Here is a 21,071-nt window from a genome sequence, read left to right on the forward strand (position 1 = left end):
GTGAAAATAAAGGTATAACACAGCATGAATAATTTTATTTCGGCACACCTCGACAGATAAAATAATAATCCGCCAGACACCGTGCCCAGATAAAAAACGACGATAATTCGCTGTACGCGCCGTGAAAATGCCGAATGAATAACTGCTCAGGATTATGTGGGCGACAGCCTGCGCCAACGCTGTTTCATCACGTTGTTTTTACACTAAAACCCCACCTGCTTCACATTTCTCATCCGACCTGCCGCGGTTCGGCGGCAAAACTTCTACTGTTAAAACGTCATTCCTAATAACAACGTTGATTTTTACCTCTGCACGCCAAGGAGTTGTTTCATGAAAAACATCAGGTCCGGACTTATCTGGCTGCTGGTGGCGTTGGTCGGCGCCTTCGCTTTCGCCATGCTGGCGCTGAGCCGCGGCGAGCACGTCAACGCCGTCTGGCTGGTGGTCGCCGCCGTCGCCTGCTACAGCATCGCCTACCGCTTCTACAGCCGGTTCATCGCCGACAAGGTCTTTGAGCTGGATGACCGTCGTCTGACCCCGGCGGAACGCCATAACGACGGCCTGGACTACGTGCCCACCAACAAATGGGTGCTGTTCGGCCACCACTTCGCTGCGATCGCCGGCGCCGGGCCGCTGGTGGGGCCGATCCTGGCCGCACAGATGGGCTTCCTGCCGGGGACCATCTGGATCCTGGTCGGCGTCATGCTGGCCGGCGCGGTGCAGGATTTCCTGGTGCTGTTCATCTCCACCCGCCGCGACGGGCGTTCACTGGGGGAAATGGCCAAGCAAGAACTGGGCGCGTTCGCCGGGGTGATCACCATGCTCGGCGCGTTGGGCGTCATGATCATCATCCTGTCGGCGCTGGCGCTGGTGGTGGTAAAAGCGTTGGCCGACAGCCCATGGGGGCTGTTCACCATCGCCGCCACCATCCCGATCGCGCTGTTCATGGGCATCTACATGCGTTTTATCCGGCCGGGCAAGATCGCCGAAATTTCGGTGATTGGCTTCGTGCTGATGCTGCTGGCGATCGTTTACGGCGGCAACGTGGCGCAAGATCCCTACTGGGGGCCATTCTTCACGCTGCACGGCACCACCCTGACCTGGGTGCTGGTGATCTATGGCTTCGTCGCCTCGGTGCTGCCGGTGTGGCTGCTGCTGGCGCCGCGCGACTACCTTTCCACCTTTATGAAAATCGGCGTCATCATCGGCCTGGCCATCGGCATCGTCTTCGCCATGCCGGAGATGAAAATGCCGGCGGTTTCACGCTTTATCGACGGCAGCGGCCCGGTGTTCGCCGGCGCCCTGTTCCCGTTCCTCTTCATCACCATCGCCTGCGGCGCCATTTCCGGCTTCCACGCGCTGGTTTCCAGCGGCACCACGCCGAAGCTGGTGGAGCGCGAAAGCCACATGCGCTTTATCGGTTACGGCGCCATGCTGATGGAATCTTTCGTCGCCATCATGGCGTTGATCTGCGCCTCGGTGCTGGATCCGGGCGTTTACTTCGCCATGAACTCGCCGGCGGCGCTGATCGGCACCACGGTGGAAAATGCTTCGCAGGTCATCAACAGTTGGGGCTTTATCATCACGCCGGAAACGCTGGCGCTGATCGCCAAAGAGGTGGGTGAGAACTCCATTCTGTCGCGCGCCGGCGGCGCCCCGACCTTCGCCGTGGGCATGGCGCACATCATCAGTGAGGTGTTCAACAGCCGGGCGATGATGGCGTTCTGGTATCACTTCGCCATTCTGTTCGAAGCGCTGTTCATCCTGACCGCCGTCGACGCCGGCACCCGCGCCTGCCGCTTTATGGTGCAGGATCTGGTGGGCGTGGCGGTGCCGCAGTTGGCCAACAACCGCTCCTGGTTCGGCAACCTGGCGGGCACCACGGTGGCGGTGGCCGGCTGGGGCTTCTTCGTGTATCAGGGGGTGGTCGATCCGCTCGGCGGCATCAATACCCTGTGGCCGCTGTTCGGCATCGGCAACCAGATGCTGGCGTCGATGGCGCTGATCCTCGGCACCGTGGTGCTGTTCAAGATGAAAAAGCAGCGCTACGCCTGGGTGACAATTCTGCCGACCGCCTGGCTGTTCGTGACCTCCATGACCGCCGGCTGGCAGAAGATCTTCCACGAAAAACCGAGCATCGGCTTCCTGGCGCAGGCGAAGAAATTCTCCACCGGCATCGAGCAAGGCACGATTATTGCCCCGGCCAAATCGCTGAAAGACATGGAAACCATCGTGTTCAGCAACCAGATCAACGCCGCGCTGTGCGGGTTCTTTATGCTGGTGGCGGTGACCATGCTGATCGCCGCTTTCTTCGCCATCCGCCGGGCGCTGCGTTCCGAACAACCGACGGTGCACGAGGTCAGCGCCGCGCTGAGGGAAGAGGCCGGCCGCGGCTGAGTCTCGCCGTTAGGAGAAACGGCCGGCCTCTCAGCGTACTGTTCAGAGGCCAGCCGTTATTTGCTTGAAGATGTCGCCCCCGAGAATATTGTCTTCACCGACCCACTTTTTAATTTCCGTCGCCAGGTACGGCGAGGCGCCGCTCGCCAGCGCGCCCGCCAGATTATTGCCCGCCAGCGCCGTCAGCGCCCCCGTTACCGCCTGCGCCGCCTTCTGCAGGTCGCTGCCGGTGCCGTATTGCCGCATCGCGTTGTCGTACGCCTGCTTCATCACCGCCGCATCGTTCGTTGGTTTCCCGCTATTCTCAAGCTGCTCCCGGGCCTGCGCCAGCGCCGCCGGGTCTTTCTGCGCCTTCAGCTCGGCAATCTCACCCTGCGTGCGGATGACGTCCATCGCCTGGCCGCCAATCTCCCCAATCAACTGCGCCTGCTTCAGCCGGTTCTGCTCCTTCTCCTTGTTGAATATCGGGCTGATGCTGCCGTCGTTGGCATGCTCGGTATCCCGGTTTAGCTGCGCCACATCCTGCTGCTGTTTCCCGGTATTGCCCGGAAACAGCTGAGCGGCATCAGTGCCCTAGCAGAGGCTGTTGATATTTACTTCAGCATCTTCATTAGCTCATTCATTAGTTCGGAAGCATCTTCTTTATAGCTTGATTCCCACTGAGTTTTCCAATCTACTGGGCGTCCTTCATCCTCCCATTCTGATAGAGCAAGTGCATTGATGATTTCCAGTTCAAACCAGATTCTCAGGTAATTATCTCTGCTTTTTTCATCCTCAAACAACTCATTTAATTGAGCCAAATCCTCTGCATAGCTTACGAACTTAGCAAAGCTAACAACGTTATTTAGAGAACTAAACGCACACTCACGAATAGCATCCTTCTTATTTGTCGCCATATTTAACCGTTACCACCCTTCCTGATTCGTTCGTTACCACTGACACTTTGCTTTCAGGATCAAAATGGACTGTTGTTCCGCCGCGGCTAGGAGTCGACTTTCCATTTTTAATTGTATTCTCAACAACAGAAGGAGTTATTCCTCGATCCTGCATCCTATCTAAGGCATGACCTGAATACTCTCGGTTTCCGATTGTACCTGGTTGATTCCTGACGGGTTGATAAGATGGATTACTTGGTTGATTCATCGGATTACGCTTGCTTCCCATAGGGATCGTTGCCGATACCTCATCACTGGCCTTATTAATCAACCTGGACGCTTCAGCGACATCCCCCTTCTTCAGCGCCGCCTCTGCCGCCTTGATCGCCTTACCGGCCGCATCACCAGCACCTGGGATAATCCCTATCGCCGCTACCAGATAATCCAGCGCACTCTGCGCTTCCGCAAAGCTCTTGATATCTCCAACCACCGGTACAAAATCGGCACCTGTCGACAGGATATCTTTCAGCTCTTCCCGGCGCTCAGTATACATCTTCACCGAGCACGCTTCCGCGCTCATTCCGGCACAGTTTTGCTGCTTATAGCGCTCATTTTCAGCGTCGACACGCTCTTCGGCTACCTGCTGAGGTGTCTTACCCTGAGATACAGCGTCAACAACATCACTCAGCGCGTTATTCTCAACCGCATTCTTCCCAGCCTGCCCGCCGGTCACCGCTCCCGCAGTATCCCCCGTCGCCAGGCCGCCTGCAAGCCCTGCGGCCAGCTGGCTTAGTGCGCTGACCTGCTGTTTCTCGCTTTCGCTCAGCTGCTCTGCCGTTTTGCCCGGGTACAGCTGGCCGGCAATGTAGCGCGCCGCCAGTTCCCCGCCGCCGGCGCCCAGTCCGCCTGCTACGGCCGACTGGTTGTTCAGCTCCGCCGTCACCGCACCCAGCACCGCGTGCGCCATCGCATTGGCGGCGATATTGTCTTCACCGACCCGCTTTTTAATTTCCGTCGCCAGGTACGGCGAGGCGCCGCTCGCCAGCGCGCCCGCCAGATTATTGCCCGCCAGCGCCGTCAGCGCCCCCGTTACCGCCTGCGCCGCCTTCTGCAGGTCGCTGCCGGTGCCGTATTGCCGCATCGCGTTGTCGTACGCCTGCTTCATCACCGCCGCATCGTTCGTTGGTTTCCCGCTATTCTCAAGCTGCTCCCGGGCCTGCGCCAGCGCCGCCGGGTCTTTCTGCGCCTTCAGCCCGGCAATCTCGCCCTGCGTGCGGATGACGTCCATTGCCTGGCCGCCAATCTCCCCAATCAACTGCGCCTGCTTCAGCCGGTTCTGCTCCTTCTCCTTGTTGAATATCGGGCTGATGCTGCCATCGTTGGCATGTTCGGTATCCCGGTTTAGCTGCGCCACATCCTGCTGCTGTTTGTCTTTGTCGCGAACTATCAGCGTCCCCTCACTGACGCCGGCCTTGGTCGTGCCCTCGGCGTGCCCGCTGTGGTTGGCACCCGACAGCATGCCGCCGGCCATATTGGTCAGCAGGTCTTTGCCCACCGGCCCGCCGGTGCTGAATGAACCGCCGCTGTGCGTCGCGCTGTAGTCCGCCTGGTTGTGAATGTCCTTCCAGCCCAGCGTGCCGGTATCGAGGCGGTTGTTCTCTTTGTCTGCCGTGCTGGCGATGACGGCGCCGTCGAGCTGGGTGTGTTCTTTGACCTTGACGTCATACCCGCCCTTGCCAGCAAACAGCCCGGTCTGCTCTTTTACCGAGTCGAAGTTGCTGTGCAGCTTGTCCTTGCTGGCGCTTACGTTGGCTGAGCCGGTCATCGAGCCGAAGGTGAAACTGCCGCCCGCGCTGGCGTTTTGCTGTTTGGCATCATAGCGGTCGCTGTCCTGTTCACTTTGCAGCGTCAGGTCACGGCCCACGTCGACGGTGACCTTTTCCCCGCTTGCCTGCGCGCCGATAAGCCGGGTGTCGCGGCCGCTGGTCAGGTTGAGATTACTGCCGGCATCCAGGGTGGTTTCGCTATGGGTCAGGCCGTTGCCGTTCTCATATCCCTTGCCGGCATTGACGCCAGCCGAGACGCTGATGCCATACCCGCCCGAGCCGGCGCCGATACCGACGCCAACGTTGCCGCCTTTGCTGCTGTTCTTGCCGACGGTGCTTTCGCTGTTCTGCGCCGACTGCAGGGTAATGTCCCGCGCAGCATCGAGCGACAGGTCTTTGCCCGCCTTCAACTGGCTACCGGTGATGGTGATATCGCCGCTTTGCGCATTGTGGTTCTTGCTGGTCGTCGTTATTGACAGGTTTTGCCCGGCGGTGAGCGTGCTGCCCTGTGACTGTCGGATGTCAGTGCGGGTTTCGCTTTTCGACGACTGACTGCCGTAGGAGGCGCTGATGCCCACTGTGTTGGTGGCACCTTGCGCCGCACCTTCGTCTCCCGGTTGTAAACCGGCAGCGGCGTTTTTCGCCTCCGCCGAGGCGGTTAGCGCATTATCCCGCTCCCAGGCCTGTGCGGCCTGCACGCCGGACAGCGCGGCTTTGGTATTTTGCAACGCGTTCAGGCGTCCGTCGCCTTCTTTTCGTGCCTGTTGCGCCGAGCTGACGGCGGTGTTGAGCGCGCCGCCCACGGTGCCCGACAATGCCACGCTCAGGCCGCTCTGCTTCTGCTCGAAGGTTTCTTTGCGCGTGCGCCGATCGTAGCCGGGGTCGATAGTCACGCTATCGCCGGTCAACGCCAGGTCCTTGCCCGCCACCAGGTCGGCGCCGCCAATGTGCAATTGGTTGCCCGCCGTGATGTTGACACTGCCCTGGCTGCTGCCGACGGTGCTGACGCTTTGGCTCTGGGTCGTGGCTTTCTCGTCGACTTCGTGTTTGCTCGACTGTTTGCCAATCGTGAAACCGATGCCGCCGCTTCCCAGCAGGCCGCTCTTTTTCTTCTCTTCCAGCAGGTAATGCGTGTCGGTCTCGGTGGCCGCACCGATATCGATATTACGGCCGGCCTGCAGGTTCACGTCCCGATCAGCGGCAATGGCCGAGCCGGTGACCGTCAGATCGTTGCCTGCGCTGACACTGACGCTGTTACCACTCAGCAGCGAGCCGTTCTCACGCGTGGTTCGGTCATCGGTCACAGTGTGGCTGCTGCTCTTGTTCAGGAAGCCTTTTTTCTCGGAACGTTCCTCGCTGTAGCGCGACTCGCGCTCGGTGGCCGTATTGAGGGTGACATCCTTTTTTGCTTGCAGGGCGATGGCACCCTGGTCACTGTGCAGGGTGCTGCCGGTGACCGTGACATCGCCCTCACGCCCGATAACCGTGACGCCCTGCTGACCGCTGAAGGTGCTGCCGGTGCTGATTTCGCGCTCGGTTTGTTCGATGCGATGGCTTTTGGTTTTGCCCTCGCGTTTGTTTTCGCTGTCCAGATCTTGCGTGCGGCTGCGCGCGTCTTTAATGGTCACGTCTTGCGCGCTGGCGCCAATACGCCCCTCTTTGCTCTCAATCTGCGCGCCTTCCGCCAGCAGTTGGTTACCCGCCACCAGGGTGACGCCCTGATCACCGCCGAGTGCGCTTAATGTCAGGCTCTCTTCCTGGCGGTCGTTGCTTACCGAGGAAGTCCGGCTGTTGGCATCCAGGTGTGTGGTATTGGTGGTGCTTTCGGCCTTGATGTTGATATCGCCGCCGGCCTGCACGCGGGTGCTGCCGCCGGCCTTGGCCTGGCTGCCCATGAACGTGACGTCTCGCCCAGCATTGAGCGTGAGGTTGCCGCCGGCGTTAAGCTCACTCCCCTGAGCCTGTTGCCATTCGCCGCTGACGTGCGCCATCCGGGAGCCTGCCGCTTCCGTGCCGCCGCGGGTACGGTTGCCCATAGAGCCCGAGATAACCTCAAGGTCGGCGGTATGGTTGCTTTTGGCGGCGGTGATGGTCAGGTTGTTGCGCGCGCTCAGGTTGAGCGTATCGGTCGCATCGAGCTTTGCCCCCGTGAGCGTGATATCGGTGCCGCGCAGGCGAATGTCGCCGGCGCTTAGGGTTGCCTGACGCAACGCATCCTGCAGATTGGTGCTCAGGGTCAGACTGTCGGCCTGCACGTCAATGCTGCCGGCCTTGATGTCACCGCCCTGATGCAGGAACTGCCCGGCGTCGACCGTCAGGGCTTTGTCGGCAAACAGGTTGCCGGCATTGGTGATGCTGTTGGCCGAGAGTTGCAGATCGCCACCACCAATCACCGCGCCATCGCCGGTCAGGCGCAGCGTGGTCTGTGCCAGGTACACCTTCGGCACCCATACCGTTTGCGGGCCGCTTTCCGTTTGCACCGTCTCGCTCACCAGCCAGACAATATCCTGCTGCAGCGCCGCAATCTGCTCCGGCGTCAGGGCCACGCCCGGTACCAGATGGAAGTCCTGGGCGACTTTACTGCCGTTGTTCATCAACTGCTGATACTGTTCCATCGCATCCCAGCCCTTGACGGACGGTTTGCCGGTCAGCGCCAGCACCTGCTCGCGCACCAGACGCTGCTCGTAAAAACCGTCCCCCAGGCGCTTATGGGCCTGCGCAGGGTCATACCCGACGCGCTCCAGCATATAGTCGCTGCTGATAAAGTTGTCGCGACGGGTAAAGCGTTCATCGGTCACCACCAGGAACGGGCTGCCGGTCGCCGTAGGTTGACTAAACAAACCGTTATTGGGGATGGCGGTGGCCACATTGCCCAGATGCTGTAACTGCGTCAGCGCCAGCTCAGACGGCAGCAGCGGGCGCCCCAGCGGCGAGGACGGCGTGGCACCGGGTTGCGTCATCTGTTCGCCTTGTGCCAGCGTCGTATCGCCGTCAGGTCGGGCAGCCGCCTCTACCGTGAAGGCCAGCGGATTGCGTTCAAGCTCGGCGCGTTCGGCATCCACCGCCTTCAATGCCGCATCCAGTTGACTGATTTGTGCCTGATTGACCGTGGTGTTGGTGATACGGGCCCCGTTAATGGTGACGGTGCCGCTGCCGGTGATCACGCCGTCAACGGTCGCCAACGCCGTGGTCTCGTCCCGGTTGAACGTCGGGTACCAGTGATGCGTGTCCTTGTCATAATGGTCAACGATCACCGCCTGGCGCCGTTCGTTAACCGAGTAACCGCGGTTGTCTACGCTGCCGCCGCCGTCCTGCGTCAGGTTACCGTTGGCGGTGATAACGCTGGCGTCATTGAGCAACGCGCCGGTGATGCGCAGCACCATGTTGCCGCCCGCCAGAATACGCGCGCCGATACCTTCAGAGACCAGCCTGTCGCGCGTCAGCGTGCCGCTTTCGGTTCGCTCGCGGAAGTTGTTGTAATCGGTGATGAATGGCGCGCTGTCGATGTCGACATGCTTTTCGGGATCCCAGGTCATCACCTGCGTCCAGTCGTGTTCCCAATGGAAGCCGTTTTGATAAGGCGTCGGGATAGTCGCCAGTTGGTTTCCCCCCCGCGTCTCGTAGAACGTCATCGCATAGCTGCCGTCGGCATTCGGCTTGAGCGCCAGGTAGTTGACCCACAGGTCGGTAAGTGTGCCTTTGTTGTCCTTGACCCGCACCTGCGCGCGCTTGCCCGCCGCATCAATGGCCAGCAGGGTGCCGTAGCGGTTGGTTTGCGCCGCCGCGTCATCCTGGAAGGTCAACTGCTGGGTGGTCGGCGCCAGGGTACTTTTGTCGGGGTTGACCTTTGAGCCGTAGGAGCGCCAGTAATAGTTGTAGCGGTGCCATTTGTAGTCACTTTTTTCCGCCTCTCGCTCAATCACGAGCCCTTCACGCAGGTTGTTCAAGCGACGGGCCTCAATGGTGGCGTCCCCGTCCGCTTCGATAAAGCTCGCCCGGTTATCTATCAGGTCGTCGCTGTGCAGGTGCAGGCGGTCGGCGCTGTAAATCAGGGCGCCATCCCGGTTGGTCAGTCGCTCACCGGCCTGCACCGTCAGGCTTTGGGTCGCCGCCATCACCGCAGGCTGACCATGGTTGTCGATGACGCGCCCGCGCACGGTGATAGCGTCCCCCATCAGCGCCGCCGTGTTGTCCAGGGTATCGACGTTCAGCGTCATGCTGTCCGCTTCAATACGCCCGGTGTTTTGCAACGCCCCGGTCGTCAGCTGCAGCGTTTTGCCCACCAGGGTGGCCGGATTGGTGATACTGGCTGCATTGAGCACCAGATTGCCCGGCAGCAACCAGTCCGCCTGGTTGGTAAAGGCACCGCTCAGGGAGAACGTCACCGTGCCGTTACTGCTGACGGTGTCGCCGGCCTGTCGGGTGTAGTCCTGCTGCGCGGACAGTGTCAGCGCCTGTAGCCCCAGCAAGGTACCGTTCTGGTTATCCAGAGTACGCGTATTCGCTGTCAGTGCACCGGCGCTCTCCACGCGGCCGCCCTGGTTAAGTAGCGCCAGCGGCGAGTCGGTCTGTGACCGGTCAGCGTTGATATCGAGATTGCCGTCGGCCAGGATGCGTCCCTGACGGTTGTCCAACTGCGTGACACCCGAGAGGGTCATCTGCCCGCTGCTCTGCAGGCGGCCTGCGGTATTGTCGATATCATGGGCGGTGATGTCGGTACGCGTGGTGCCCAGTATCAGCCCGCCGTCGCGGTTGTTCAGGCGATCTGCCCGCACATCAAGCGCTGACTGGCTGCTTATCGTGCCCTGACCACTGTTGTCGAGTGCTTCGGCCTTGAGCGTCAGGCCCTGAGTCGACACCAGTTGCCCGCCCTGATTGTTCACCTGCGTGCCGTCGAACGTGAGCGCCTCACCGCTGTGCACTTTGCCGTGCTGATTGTTAAGCTGGTCGAGTCGGTAGATACCCGAGCCCTGACTGATGAGCGTGCCGCCGGCGTTGTCCAGCTGCTTTGATGTCACCGTGATGCCGCCGCGGCTGCTGAAGACGCCGCGCGTATTATTGATACCGGCCGCCGACACCTGCTGGCCGCCATTGCTGCGCACCGCACCGTCGGTATTTTCCAGCAAGCCAAGAATGCACAGTGTCACCTGTTGCTGGCCGTCTATCGTCCCGCCGGCGTTATTCAGTGCTTGTGCGTCAAGTTGAAGCGCCTCACCACTTTGCACTTTCCCATCGTGGTTGTTCAGCGCGTCGCTTAACGTAAGGCGCTGTTGTTTCTGGCTGTAGAGCAGCCCGCCCTGCGTATTGTCGAGTGCACGGGCGGCGATACGCAGCCCCTCGCCAGCCAGCCACTGACCACCGGCGTTATTGATGGCGCCGGCGTGTTCGCCGTCTTTGGCACCCGTAACAGCAAGCTGCCCCAGCGCCGAGACCTTACCGTTGCGATTATCGATATCCTGTTTGATGCGCAGCGCCAGGTCGTGTGCCGACTGCAGTACACCTTTGGTGTTATTGAGCCAGTCAGCTGCAAGCTGTACGGCCTGCAGACTCTGCACACTGCCTTCCGTATTGTCAAAACTGCCGCTGATCGCCTGCCAGCTGCCCTGGCTGCCCATCCAGCCCTGGGTGTTGAAAATGTCCTGCGCCTGCAGTACCTGAGACGATTGACTAAAAATCCGCCCCTGGCCGTTATTCAGCTTGCCGGTGAACTGCATGTCCAGACTGTCCAGCGCGTTGATGGTGCCCTGGGTATTCAACAAACTGGCGGCGCGCACCTCGGTGCGTCCCTTACCGGTAAACGTGCCGCCCTGATTGTCCCAGCCGCCGGTCAGGTTCAGGGAAAGTGCCTGCCCGCTGAGTACCACACCGGCGGTGCGGTTGGTCAACTGGCCACCCTGCAGAGACAGGCCGCCGCCGCTTTGCAGTGACCCACCATCGTTGTCAAACAGGCTGGCAACACCGCCGTTAACGGCGAGGGCCTGCTGCGCAGTCAGTTTACCGGTGCGATTGAGGATATTGCCTGCGGCGTCAAGTGTCAGGTCACCGCCGGACTGTAGTCGCCCGCCGGTATTGTCGAGCGACTGCGCGCTGGCGGTGACCTGCCGACCACCTTGTGCGGTGCCGCCACGGTTGTCCCAGTCGCCATCGGTCTTGACGGAGAGTGTATTGCCGCCTTCAAACCAGCCGTCCGCGTTACTCAGCTTTTGCGTCGTCAGGTTCGCATCCTGCCTGGCGACCACCTTGCCCTTAGCGTTATCGAGGCGCTGCGCCGCCAGTGTAAGTGACTCGCCGCTGATTTCGCCCTCGCGGTTCACCAACTCAGCCGCACTGTTCAACACCAGTTGTTGCCCGCCCAGCAGTTTGCCGGCCTCGTTACGCACGCTCCCTGCCGCTATGTGAGTTTGCCCGCTCCCCGATATCGTGCCACGGCGGTTATTCAGCTCACCGTCGGTCCGCACGGTCAACGCCTGGCCGGCACCCAGCAGCCCTTGCGTATTGTCCAACCCCTGGCGGGCATGCAGGTCAAGCTGCGCTTGGCCAATCACCTTGCCCTGCGTGTTGTCGAGACGAGCAGACTTCACCGTCAGCACCGCGGCGCTAATTTCGCCGTCGCGGTTGCTGGTGTTACCCGAGGTGGTCAGGGTTGATGCCTGGCCTGACAGCAGCTTGCCGCCGTCGTTGTTGAGGTTCGTTGCCGTTGCCGTGACGGCCGTTTCGCCTTGCGCCGTACCCCCGCGGTTGTCCCAGTCGCCGGTATGGATATCCAACGCCTTGCCGGCACCAATGAGGCCGCGTTGATTATCCAGGCGGCTGGATGTCAGATCGAGATTGCCCTGACCGATGACCTGTCCCTGCGTGTTATCCAACCGCTGCGCCACCAGACGTACGTCATCACCGCTCAGGGTTCCGGACGCGTTATTCAGATCGCTGCCCGCCTCAAGCGTCAGGCCGTTCCCAGCCAGCAGGTTGCCCCCGGCATTATTCACCGCGCCATCAGCATGGAGCGTGAGCCCCGACTGGGTTTTTAACGTGCCCCCCTGATTATCGAGGCGCCCGGCATCGAGACGCAGGTCGCCGTTACTGCCCAGCGTCCCGCCGGTATTGTCGAGCAGGCCGCCGACCTGCCAGTGCTGCGCCGCGCTCCCCAGCGCCACCAGGCGGCCTCGCTGATTGACTAACTGGCTGGCCGAAAGCCGGAGGTTCTGCGCCTCGATGGCACCGTCACTGTTATCCAATGAGCCCGCTAGGGTGACGCGGCTCTCACCGTCACCGGTCTGTGACCAGGTCGCCTGTTGGTTGAACAGGTTTTCGGCATCCACCGTCCAGCGCCCGGCCTTGACTTTGGCCTGCTGCACATCCACATTTCCCTTCGTGCTCACGGCCAGCTCACCGCTATCAACGGTGGATTGGCTCAAGGCCACGCCGCCGTCACGTGCCGTCAGCGCGGTACGACCGGTCGCAACCTGTGCGCCGCTGATATCCACCCGGCGGCCGGACGCGTTGACCTCTTTTTGACTTAGCAGACTGCCACTGGCGCGGATATCGCCCTGGCTATCGAGCTGCAGGTTGGCATCCTGGACCAGCGTGCTGTCGGCATTGCTGCCCGCCAGCAGGTGGCCGCTGCTCTGGATGCCACGCGCGGCGTTCAAGTGCACATCCCCGGCCGCCGCCAGCGTCCCGGACTGCGTTAACATCCCCTCGCGACTCTGCACGGCCAGCTGGCCACCGCTATACACTTTCCCGTGCGTCTCAATGTCACCTTTTGCCGCCAGTTGGATATCGCCGCCAGCCTGCGTGGCCGCATTCGGCCCATCAGACCGCCAGCTGAGCTTGCCTTCGCTGCTCACGGTGAGCGTTTTGCCCGCTCGGGCCTGTCCGCCCTGATTACGTACGCCGACGCCGGCCTCGGTGCCAATCATGCGGATACTGCCGCTGTACATGCCGCCCATCTGTCCCATGTCGATGGCAAGCTCTGGTCTGGTACTGCCGCCGTCCGAAAGCGGTGTCGCGGTTTTACCGTCCGCACTCACGCGGTTACGACCGGCCACCACCGACACGCCTTCTTTAGCCCAGACGCCGGCGTTGACTTCCACCGCGCGCGCCAGAATGTCGACGTACTCGGTATCATGACGGGCATCGCCGTTGAGTCCGCCACCCTCGATGCGCACCACGCCGCGCTCAACCTGGTAGCCCGCCAGGCTGCCGTCGGCGTTCAGTTGCGGCTTGCCGGTGGTCAGGGTCATGCGCCCGGCGTTGATGGTGCCGCAGCCGTTGCAGACAATGCCGGCGGGGTTGGCCACAATCACCTGCGCCTTGCCGCCGGCCACTTCCATAAAACCGCGCAACTGGCTGGGATTGTTGCTGTTGACTTCGTTGAGGATGACGCGCGCCGGCGCGGAATTGGGATTGAGGTTAGGGTTACCCTGGATCATCCCGGCCATCTGGGTCGAGGTCATCACCGCCGAGTTGTTGAGGATGGCGCCTTTGGCGTCGACATCGAACTGCTGATACTGGTTATGTGAGACCCCAGCCTGGTTGGGGGCTGTGATGTTGACCTGCGGCAAGCCGTTCTGGGTATTGATGACCTCCGGCCGCTGGGAAGGATTGGCACCGCCGTCCGCGACAATGCCGTCTGCCATGACGGGGCCGGCAAACATGAGCAGCCCCAGCAGCCACACTGACCGGCGCACGGTGACCCACAGACGACTCCCAGCCGTTATTCCTGAACCGATGCGCTGCCCCGGTTCGCTGCTGCAGCTGCGAGCCAGTTCGGACACCACCCGCAGTTCCCCGTGAGTGCGGCTGAAGATAAGGCGATAACAATGTTTGTTCATGGGTCACATCCGTGAGAAAAGTCAGTCCAATCAGGTCAGTATCAGCAAGGTTGCCGGTATCGCGATGTTCAGATTTCCAGATTTACGCTAAAACCCGCGGTCGCACCGGAGGTATGGAACCCTGCGGGCTTGTACAGCGGCACGCCGGCAAACAGGTCATAGCTGAATCGCCCCCACAGCGCACCGCGAACACCGAGCGCACTGCCCGCCAACTGATGACCCACCAGGTAGCGGGTGCCCGGGCCGTCCACCCGGCCGTAGTCGGCAGCCACATACAGTTCGTGCCCGCGAGAAAACATATTCCAGGCGATTTCGTTGCGCCACAGCAGCCCTTTTTCGCCGGACAGCATCTGTTCGCCGTCAAAGCCTCGCACCGTGTAACGCCCGCCAATGGCCATCCGCTCCTGCGGCGTCAACGCATTTTGGCTCCACTGGCCCCGCACGCTGGTATAAACCCGCCAGGGCTGCTCACCCCAGGAGAAAGGCCGGTTGATACCCAGGTCACCGAGCAAAATGCCGGTACGCGCACTGCCTTCGTGACGCGATTCTTCCGGCGCAGGCAAGGCATTGAACGCCCCGGTACCGCGGCGCCAGCTGATATTCGTATCCAACGTAGTGGTACCGAGGTAACTGCGTTGGTTAAGCCCCAGCTCCCAGCCGGCGATCCGACGTTTTTGCGACACAATATCAACGTTGTCCACAGCGTTAGTGGAATGTTTGCGGTAGCCGCGCAGGTTGAGCGTGGTCTTGTGCGATTGGTCGCGATAGAGCAATCGGGAAACGGTCAACTGAATGTTGTCGCTCTTGCCGCTATAGCGCAGCACCTCGTTGGCGTTAGGGATGTTTTGATGGTAGGTGTAGTCGTTGTAATTGGCCGAGAAGGCCCAATATCCCACCGGGAAGAAGTAATTCAGCGTATGTGAACGATTGCCGAACGGCCCGTGCTGAAACACATCCTTGCCAATGTTGGCGTAGAAAAGGTCATTTTGCGCAAACGGCGCATCGATAGCCAAGGTGGCCGATCCGAGATAACGCCCGGTACTTTTGGAGCCGCTGTCGTCAAGGCCCAGACTGAGCCGTATCGGGCGCCCCTCATACCAGTTGACCTGCAGATCGCTGGTGGCCTCTTGAGCACCGGGTACGATTTTGATGTCGGCACTGGCGCTGGGCACTCGTCTAAAGTTCTCCAGCCCCTGTTCGATATCACGCAAGTTGAGGATATCACCGCGTGAGGCCGGAATAGCGTTCCACATCCGTCCCCGCCAGGAGACCGGTTCCTCGAAACGGATATCACCGATGCGCCCCGGTTGCAGCGTCAACGTCAACACGCCTGTAGTCAGGTCCTGCTCCTGCGCCATTACGCGCGTAGTGACATAGCCTTTCGCCAGTATGACGTTTTGCACCTTGCTGATGGCAAGCGCAATGCCCTGGCCGCCCAAACAGCGGTCTTCGGCATCTGCTGCTGCGCCCAAAGCCCACTGAAAGCGATCGGCAGACTCCCCGACCAACGCTAGCCGGTTGATGATGAAACAAGGGCGTTCATCGGTTGGGTAATTGGGCAGCACAACGTCGGGACGGGAAAGGCGCGCATCGGCCTGCGGGGCATTTTGCTGTTGCAGGGCACGCTCGCGCTCCTGCTGGCGCTGCTGTTCGCGGGCATCAATGGACGCCATACCATCGCTGGTAGCCGCTGAAGCGGAAAACAGGGGTACAACGCCAATCAATAATCCCGACAGCCCACAGCGGATAGAATAAAGTAAAGCACGAGCATTATCTGAGCGCATCCTTGGCTCCTCACTGTTACTTATAGTTATTTATCTAACCAAAATCATAAGTTACGTAAATTAATGTAAATAAACTTACTCTTGGGCGAATTATGAGCTTCGAGGGAGAAAAATCAACAGCTTTATGGTGCTGCAACTCACAAAACCATACGGGAGGCAGCGGGCGTGAGAAGAATTGCGAAACGACGAGAGGATGACGCTATAGGCGCCATCCATTAAAATTAATTGTCGATCGGGAAGAAAATTAACACATCAGGCCGTTATCAGCTCAACAAATTGCTGCCGAACGCCCCCTGCCAATCCTGTTCGAATTTCTCGACCGCGGCCTGCACTGCCGGCGCGTTCAGGAACTGCTCCGCGACGTCCACCGGCAGCGTGATGGCCTGGCAGCCGGCCAACAGGCACTCCAGCGCCTGGCGCGGCGTCTTGAAACTGGCGGCCAGCACCTGCGCCGACGGCGCATGCAGGCTCAACAACTGCTGCAGCTCGTGCACCATTTCGATGCCGTCACCGCCCTGCGCGTCCACCCGATTGACGTAAGGGGCCACATATTCCGCTCCGGCCAAGGCCGCCAACAGCCCCTGCCCGGCGCCGTACACCGCCGTCCCCAGCGTCGGGATGGACATCGTTTTAAGCTTCTTGATCGCCGCCAGCCCTTCGGCGGTCGCCGGGATCTTGACCACCAGCCCCGGGACGCGCTGACTGAGCAGCGCCGCCTCCGCCACCATGCGCTCCGCATCGGCCGCCATCACCTGCGCGAACAGCTTGCCGGTGCCGCCGAGGGCGTCGCGCAGCGCGGGCAGCACTTCCCAGATCGGCTTGCCTTCCTTCGCCACGATGCTCGGGTTGGTGGTGACGCCGTGCAGCGGCAGAATGCGCGCCAGGCGTTTTACCGCGGTCACATCGGCGGTATCGAGATAAAGCTCCATCACGGACTCCTGTGTCATGTTCTGTGGGCGGATTCAAACTCTGATCATCATAGGGCAAAAACCGCGCTAACTTTTGATCAAAATCAATTCAACTTTCATTCGAAACACCTTTAATGGCGAAAGATTCAGCAACGCCAAACGGGTGACTCATGTTCTTCAATCTGCAGCGCTACTCGACCCATGACGGCCCCGGCATCCGCAGCGTGGTCTTTTTAAAAGGCTGCCCGCTGAGCTGCCGCTGGTGTCAGAACCCGGAAAGCCGCTCGCGCCATGCAGACCTGCTGTTTGACGAACGCCTGTGCCTGAGCGGCTGCACGCTGTGCGCCGAGCGCTGCCCGCAAGGCCTGCAGCGTGACGAAGAAGCGTTGACGCTGCAGCGTGAAGTCATCAGCGCAAACGACTACGCGGCGCTGGCCGCCGCCTGCCCGACCGGCGCGCTCAGCCTGTGCGGCAGCCCGGTCAACCCCGACGATATCATGGCCGAGGTGATGCGGGATAAGCCTTTCTACCTGCGCAGCGGCGGCGGTTTAACGCTGTCCGGCGGCGAACCCTTTATGCAGCCGGAGGTTGCAGCGGAACTGCTGCGGCGCGGCCGCGAAGCCGGCATCCACACCGCCGTCGAATCCTGCCTGCACGTTCCGTGGCGTTACATCGCGCCTTCGCTGCCGTGGCTGGATCTGCTGTTGGCCGATCTCAAACACACCGACGAAGTGCGCTTTAGAGCCTGGACCGGCGGCTCCGCCCGCCGGGTGATGAACAATTTCCGCCGGCTGGCGGCGCACGGCGTGCCAATGACCGTGCGCGTGCCGCTGATCCCCGATTTCAACGCCGATCGTCGCTCTGTCCGTGCGATCGTCGACTTCGCCGCCGACGAGATCGGCGTGTCGGAGATCCACTTTCTGCCGTACCACACGCTGGGCATCAACAAGTACCACCTGCTCGGCGAGCCCTACCGCGCCGCCCGCACGCCGCTGGACGCGCCCGATCTGCTGGCCTTCGCCGAAGACTATGCCGGCGCCAAAGGCCTGACCGCCATTTTGCGAGGATAACGCCATGACCACGTTGGATTTGACCACCCTCAGCGCCCGCATTCAGGCGCATAAGAACGCGCTGATTCACATCGTCAAACCGCCGGTGTGCACCGAACGCGCGCAGCACTATACCGAGGCCTATCAACAGCATCAGGATCGGCCGCTGCCGGTGCGCCGCGCGCTGGCGCTGGCTAGCCATCTGGCGAAGCGCACCATCTGGATCGCCAACGACGAGCTGATCGTCGGCAACCAGGCCAGCGAGCTGCGCGCCGCGCCGATCTTTCCCGAATACACCGTCGGCTGGATAGAAAACGAAATAGACCAATTGGCCGACCGGCCGGGCGCCGGTTTTTCGGTCAGCGAAGAGAACAAGGCGATTTTGCATCGCCTGTGCCCCTGGTGGCGCGGCCAAACGGTGCAGGATCGCTGCTACGGCATGTTCACCGACGAACAAAAGGCGCTGCTGGCCACCGGCATCATCAAGGCTGAGGGCAACATGACCTCCGGCGACGCCCACCTGGCGGTTAACTTCCCGCTGCTGCTGGAGAAAGGTCTCGACGGCCTGCGTGAAAAAGTGAACGCGCGCCGCGGCCGCCTGCGCCTGACCGAGTGGGAAGATCTGCACAAAGCGCAGTTTCTCAACGCCATCGACATCGCGCTGGCGGCGCTGAGCGAGCACATCCTGCGCTTCGCCCGCCTGGCGCGCGACATGGCGCAAAACGAACCGCGCGACTGGCGGCGCGCCGAACTGCTGGCCATCGCAGGCAACTGCGACCGGATCGCCCATCGCCCGCCGCAAACCTTCTGGCAGGCGCTGCAGCTGTGCTATTTCATCCAACTGACGTTGCAGATCGAATCCAACGGCCATTCGGTTTCCTTCGGCCGCCTCGATCAATACCTCTATCCCTGGTATCGACGTGAGGTGGAGCTGGAGCAAAAGCTGGCCCGGGAAGACGCCATCGAGCTGTTGCACTGCTGCTGGCTGAAGCTGCTGGAGGTCAACAAGATCCGCTCCGGCTCGCATTCCAAAGCTTCCGCCGGCAGCCCGCTGTACCAAAACGTCACCATCGGCGGACAGAAGCTGATCGACGGCCGGCCATGCGATGCGGTCAACCCGCTGTCCTACGCCATTCTCGAGTCCTGCGGCCGTCTGCGCTCCACCCAACCCAACCTCAGCGTGCGTTACCATGCCGAGATGAGCGCCGACTTCCTCGACGCCTGCGTGCAGGTGATCCGCTGCGGTTTCGGCATGCCGGCGTTCAACAACGACGAAATCGTCATTCCCGAATTCATCAAGCTGGGGGTTGAGCCGCAAGACGCCTACGACTACGCCGCCATCGGCTGCATCGAGACCGCCGTCGGCGGCAAATGGGGTTATCGCTGCACCGGCATGAGCTTCATCAACTTCGCCCGCGTGCTGCTGGCGGCGCTGGAACAGGGCCGCGACGCCACCTCCGGGCAAATATTCCTGCCGCAGGAACAAGCGCTGTCCAAAGGAAACTTCGTCGATTTCGAGCAGAACTTAGCCGCCTGGGATCGGCAAATCCGCTACTACACACGCAAGTCGATCGAGATCGAATGCGTGGTGGACAGCGTGCTGGAAGAGAATGCCCACGATATCCTCTGTTCCGCGCTGGTGGATGACTGCATCGAACGCGGTAAAAGCATCAAGCAAGGCGGCGCCAAATACGATTGGGTTTCCGGCCTGCAGGTCGGCATCGCCAACCTGGGCAACAGCCTGGCGGCGGTGCGCAAACTGGTGTTCGACCAGGGGGCGATCGGCCAGCAGCAGCTAGCGACCGCGCTGGCCGACGACTTCGCCGGGCTGGATGGCGAGCAGCTGCGCCAGCGGCTGCTCAACGCCGCGCCCAAATACGGCAACGATGTGGACGAGGTCGATCGGCTGCTGGTGCGCGCCTACCAAACCTATATCGAAGAACTGAAGCAGTATCGCAACACCCGCTTCGGCCGCGGGCCGATCGGCGGCGGTTACTACGCCGGCACCTCGTCGATTTCGGCCAACGTGCCCTTCGGCGCCGCCACTCTGGCCACGCCCGATGGACGTAAGGCGCACACGCCACTGGCGGAAGGCGCCAGTCCGGCGTCCGGCACCGACCACCTGGGGCCGACGGCGGTGTTCAATTCGCTCGCCAAGTTGCCGACCGAGGCGATCCTCGGCGGCGTGCTGCTCAACCAAAAGCTGAACCCGGCCACGCTGGACAACCCGCGCGATCGGGAAAAGCTGATGCTGATGTTGCGCACCTTCTTCGAGAGCTATCGCGGCTGGCATGTGCAGTACAACATCGTGTCGCGCGAAACGCTGCTGGCGGCGAAGCAACACCCTGACCAATATCGTGATTTAGTGGTTCGCGTAGCTGGCTATTCCGCCTTCTTTACCGCATTATCCCCTGAGGCGCAGGATGATATTATTGCGCGCACAGAACATACTCTTTAAACCTTTGACTCTTAGCGGCCGCGCCTTGGCGGCCGCATCATCAGGCCGATATGAATTTACGACAACAGACCATATTGCAGTTGGTTAACGATCGCCGGCGGATCAGCGTCAATGAGCTGGCGCGCGCCTCAGGCGTCTCGGAAGTCACCATCCGGCAGGATCTCAACCTGCTGGAAAAGCGCAGTTATCTGAAGCGGGTGCACGGCTCCGCCGTGGCCTTGGAGAGTGATGACGTCGACGCCCGCATGATGTCCAATTTCACCCTCAAGCAGCGGCTGGCGCAATACGCCGCCGCGCAGGTCAACGACGGCGAGACGATCTTTATTGAGAGCGGCAGCGCCAACGCCCTCCTGGCGCGCTACATCGCCGAACGCAAGCGCATTACGCTGATCACCGTCAGCCACTACATCGCCAACCTGCTGAAAGAAACCGACTGCGACGTGATTGTGCTGGGCGGCATGTACCAGAAGAAAAGCGAGACCGTAGTCGGCCCGCTCACGCGGCTGTGCATTCAGCAGGTGCATTTCAACAAGGCGTTTATCGGCATTGACGGCTTTCAGGCCGAAACCGGCTTTACCGGCCGCGACATGATGCGCGCCGACGTGGTCAGCGCGGTACTGGCCAAGGGCGTGGAGAATATCGTGCTGACGGACTCCAGCAAATTCGGTCAGATCCAGCCCAATCCGCTGGCGCAGCCGGGGCAGATCAGCCGGGTGATCACCGATTCGCGTTTGGCGCTGGAGTATCAGCATCAGCTGAAACGCCAGGGCGTACAGGTGGAATTGGTCAACGAATAACGCAGATCACCGCCGCACCGCGCGGGCCACGCCGCGCGTCTTTCCCCTTGCACCGCAGGATTTTAAGACTATTTACCTGTTTATCCTTCCCGAGAAACCTATACTCAGTTTCGGCGACTTTTGGGCCGTAACCTGCTAATTAT

The 21,071-nt window shown here is 61.0% G+C and carries 8 protein-coding genes and 1 pseudogene; 4 read left to right on the forward strand and 5 right to left on the reverse strand.

What is annotated here, in order from left to right:
• The first annotated feature begins 330 nt into the window (after positions 1-330).
• On the forward strand, positions 331-2,397 hold the full coding sequence (locus J0F90_RS13195; protein WP_033640151.1) for a carbon starvation CstA family protein: 2,067 nt from the start codon (positions 331-333) through the stop codon (positions 2,395-2,397).
• 84 nt (positions 2,398-2,481) lie between these two features.
• Here J0F90_RS13195 and J0F90_RS13200 read toward each other — a convergent pair.
• From J0F90_RS13200 to fsa, 5 genes and pseudogenes are all read right to left on the reverse strand, one after another.
• Positions 2,482-2,934, reverse strand: a pseudogene (locus tag J0F90_RS13200) (hypothetical protein); the annotation flags it as partial.
• A 56-nt stretch (positions 2,935-2,990) separates the two neighbouring features.
• Positions 2,991-3,293, reverse strand: coding sequence for a hypothetical protein (locus tag J0F90_RS13205; RefSeq protein ID WP_033640149.1), 303 nt, complete (start codon positions 3,291-3,293; stop codon positions 2,991-2,993).
• A complete protein-coding gene (locus J0F90_RS24690) occupies positions 3,280-13,932 on the reverse strand; it encodes a hemagglutinin repeat-containing protein (protein WP_103086405.1) in 10,653 nt (3,550 codons plus the stop codon). The genes J0F90_RS13205 and J0F90_RS24690 overlap by 14 nt, the downstream gene beginning before the upstream one ends.
• 68 nt (positions 13,933-14,000) lie before the next feature.
• Entirely contained in the window at positions 14,001-15,605 is a 1,605-nt protein-coding gene (locus J0F90_RS13230) for a ShlB/FhaC/HecB family hemolysin secretion/activation protein (protein ID WP_227944653.1), read from the reverse strand.
• A 374-nt stretch (positions 15,606-15,979) separates the two neighbouring features.
• Positions 15,980-16,645 (reverse strand): fructose-6-phosphate aldolase, encoded by a 666-nt coding sequence (gene fsa, locus J0F90_RS13235; RefSeq protein ID WP_033640146.1) that lies wholly within the window; start codon positions 16,643-16,645, stop codon positions 15,980-15,982.
• 149 nt (positions 16,646-16,794) lie between these two features.
• Here fsa and J0F90_RS13240 point away from each other — a divergent pair, with 149 nt between their 5' ends.
• The 3 genes from J0F90_RS13240 to J0F90_RS13250 are packed head-to-tail and all read left to right on the forward strand — an operon-like array spanning position 16,795 to position 20,928.
• The gene (locus tag J0F90_RS13240) at positions 16,795-17,694 is read left to right on the forward strand and encodes a glycyl-radical enzyme activating protein (RefSeq protein ID WP_033640145.1); all 900 of its coding nucleotides are present in this window, start codon (positions 16,795-16,797) and stop codon (positions 17,692-17,694) included.
• 4 nt (positions 17,695-17,698) lie between these two features.
• A complete protein-coding gene (locus J0F90_RS13245) occupies positions 17,699-20,131 on the forward strand; it encodes a formate C-acetyltransferase/glycerol dehydratase family glycyl radical enzyme (RefSeq protein WP_033640144.1) in 2,433 nt (810 codons plus the stop codon).
• A gap of 50 nt (positions 20,132-20,181) precedes the next feature.
• The gene (locus J0F90_RS13250; protein WP_004930631.1) at positions 20,182-20,928 is read left to right on the forward strand and encodes a DeoR/GlpR family DNA-binding transcription regulator; all 747 of its coding nucleotides are present in this window, start codon (positions 20,182-20,184) and stop codon (positions 20,926-20,928) included.
• Positions 20,929-21,071 lie beyond the last annotated feature (143 nt).

This window comes from Serratia marcescens subsp. marcescens ATCC 13880 (genome assembly GCF_017299535.1).
Classification (GTDB): domain Bacteria; phylum Pseudomonadota; class Gammaproteobacteria; order Enterobacterales; family Enterobacteriaceae; genus Serratia; species Serratia marcescens.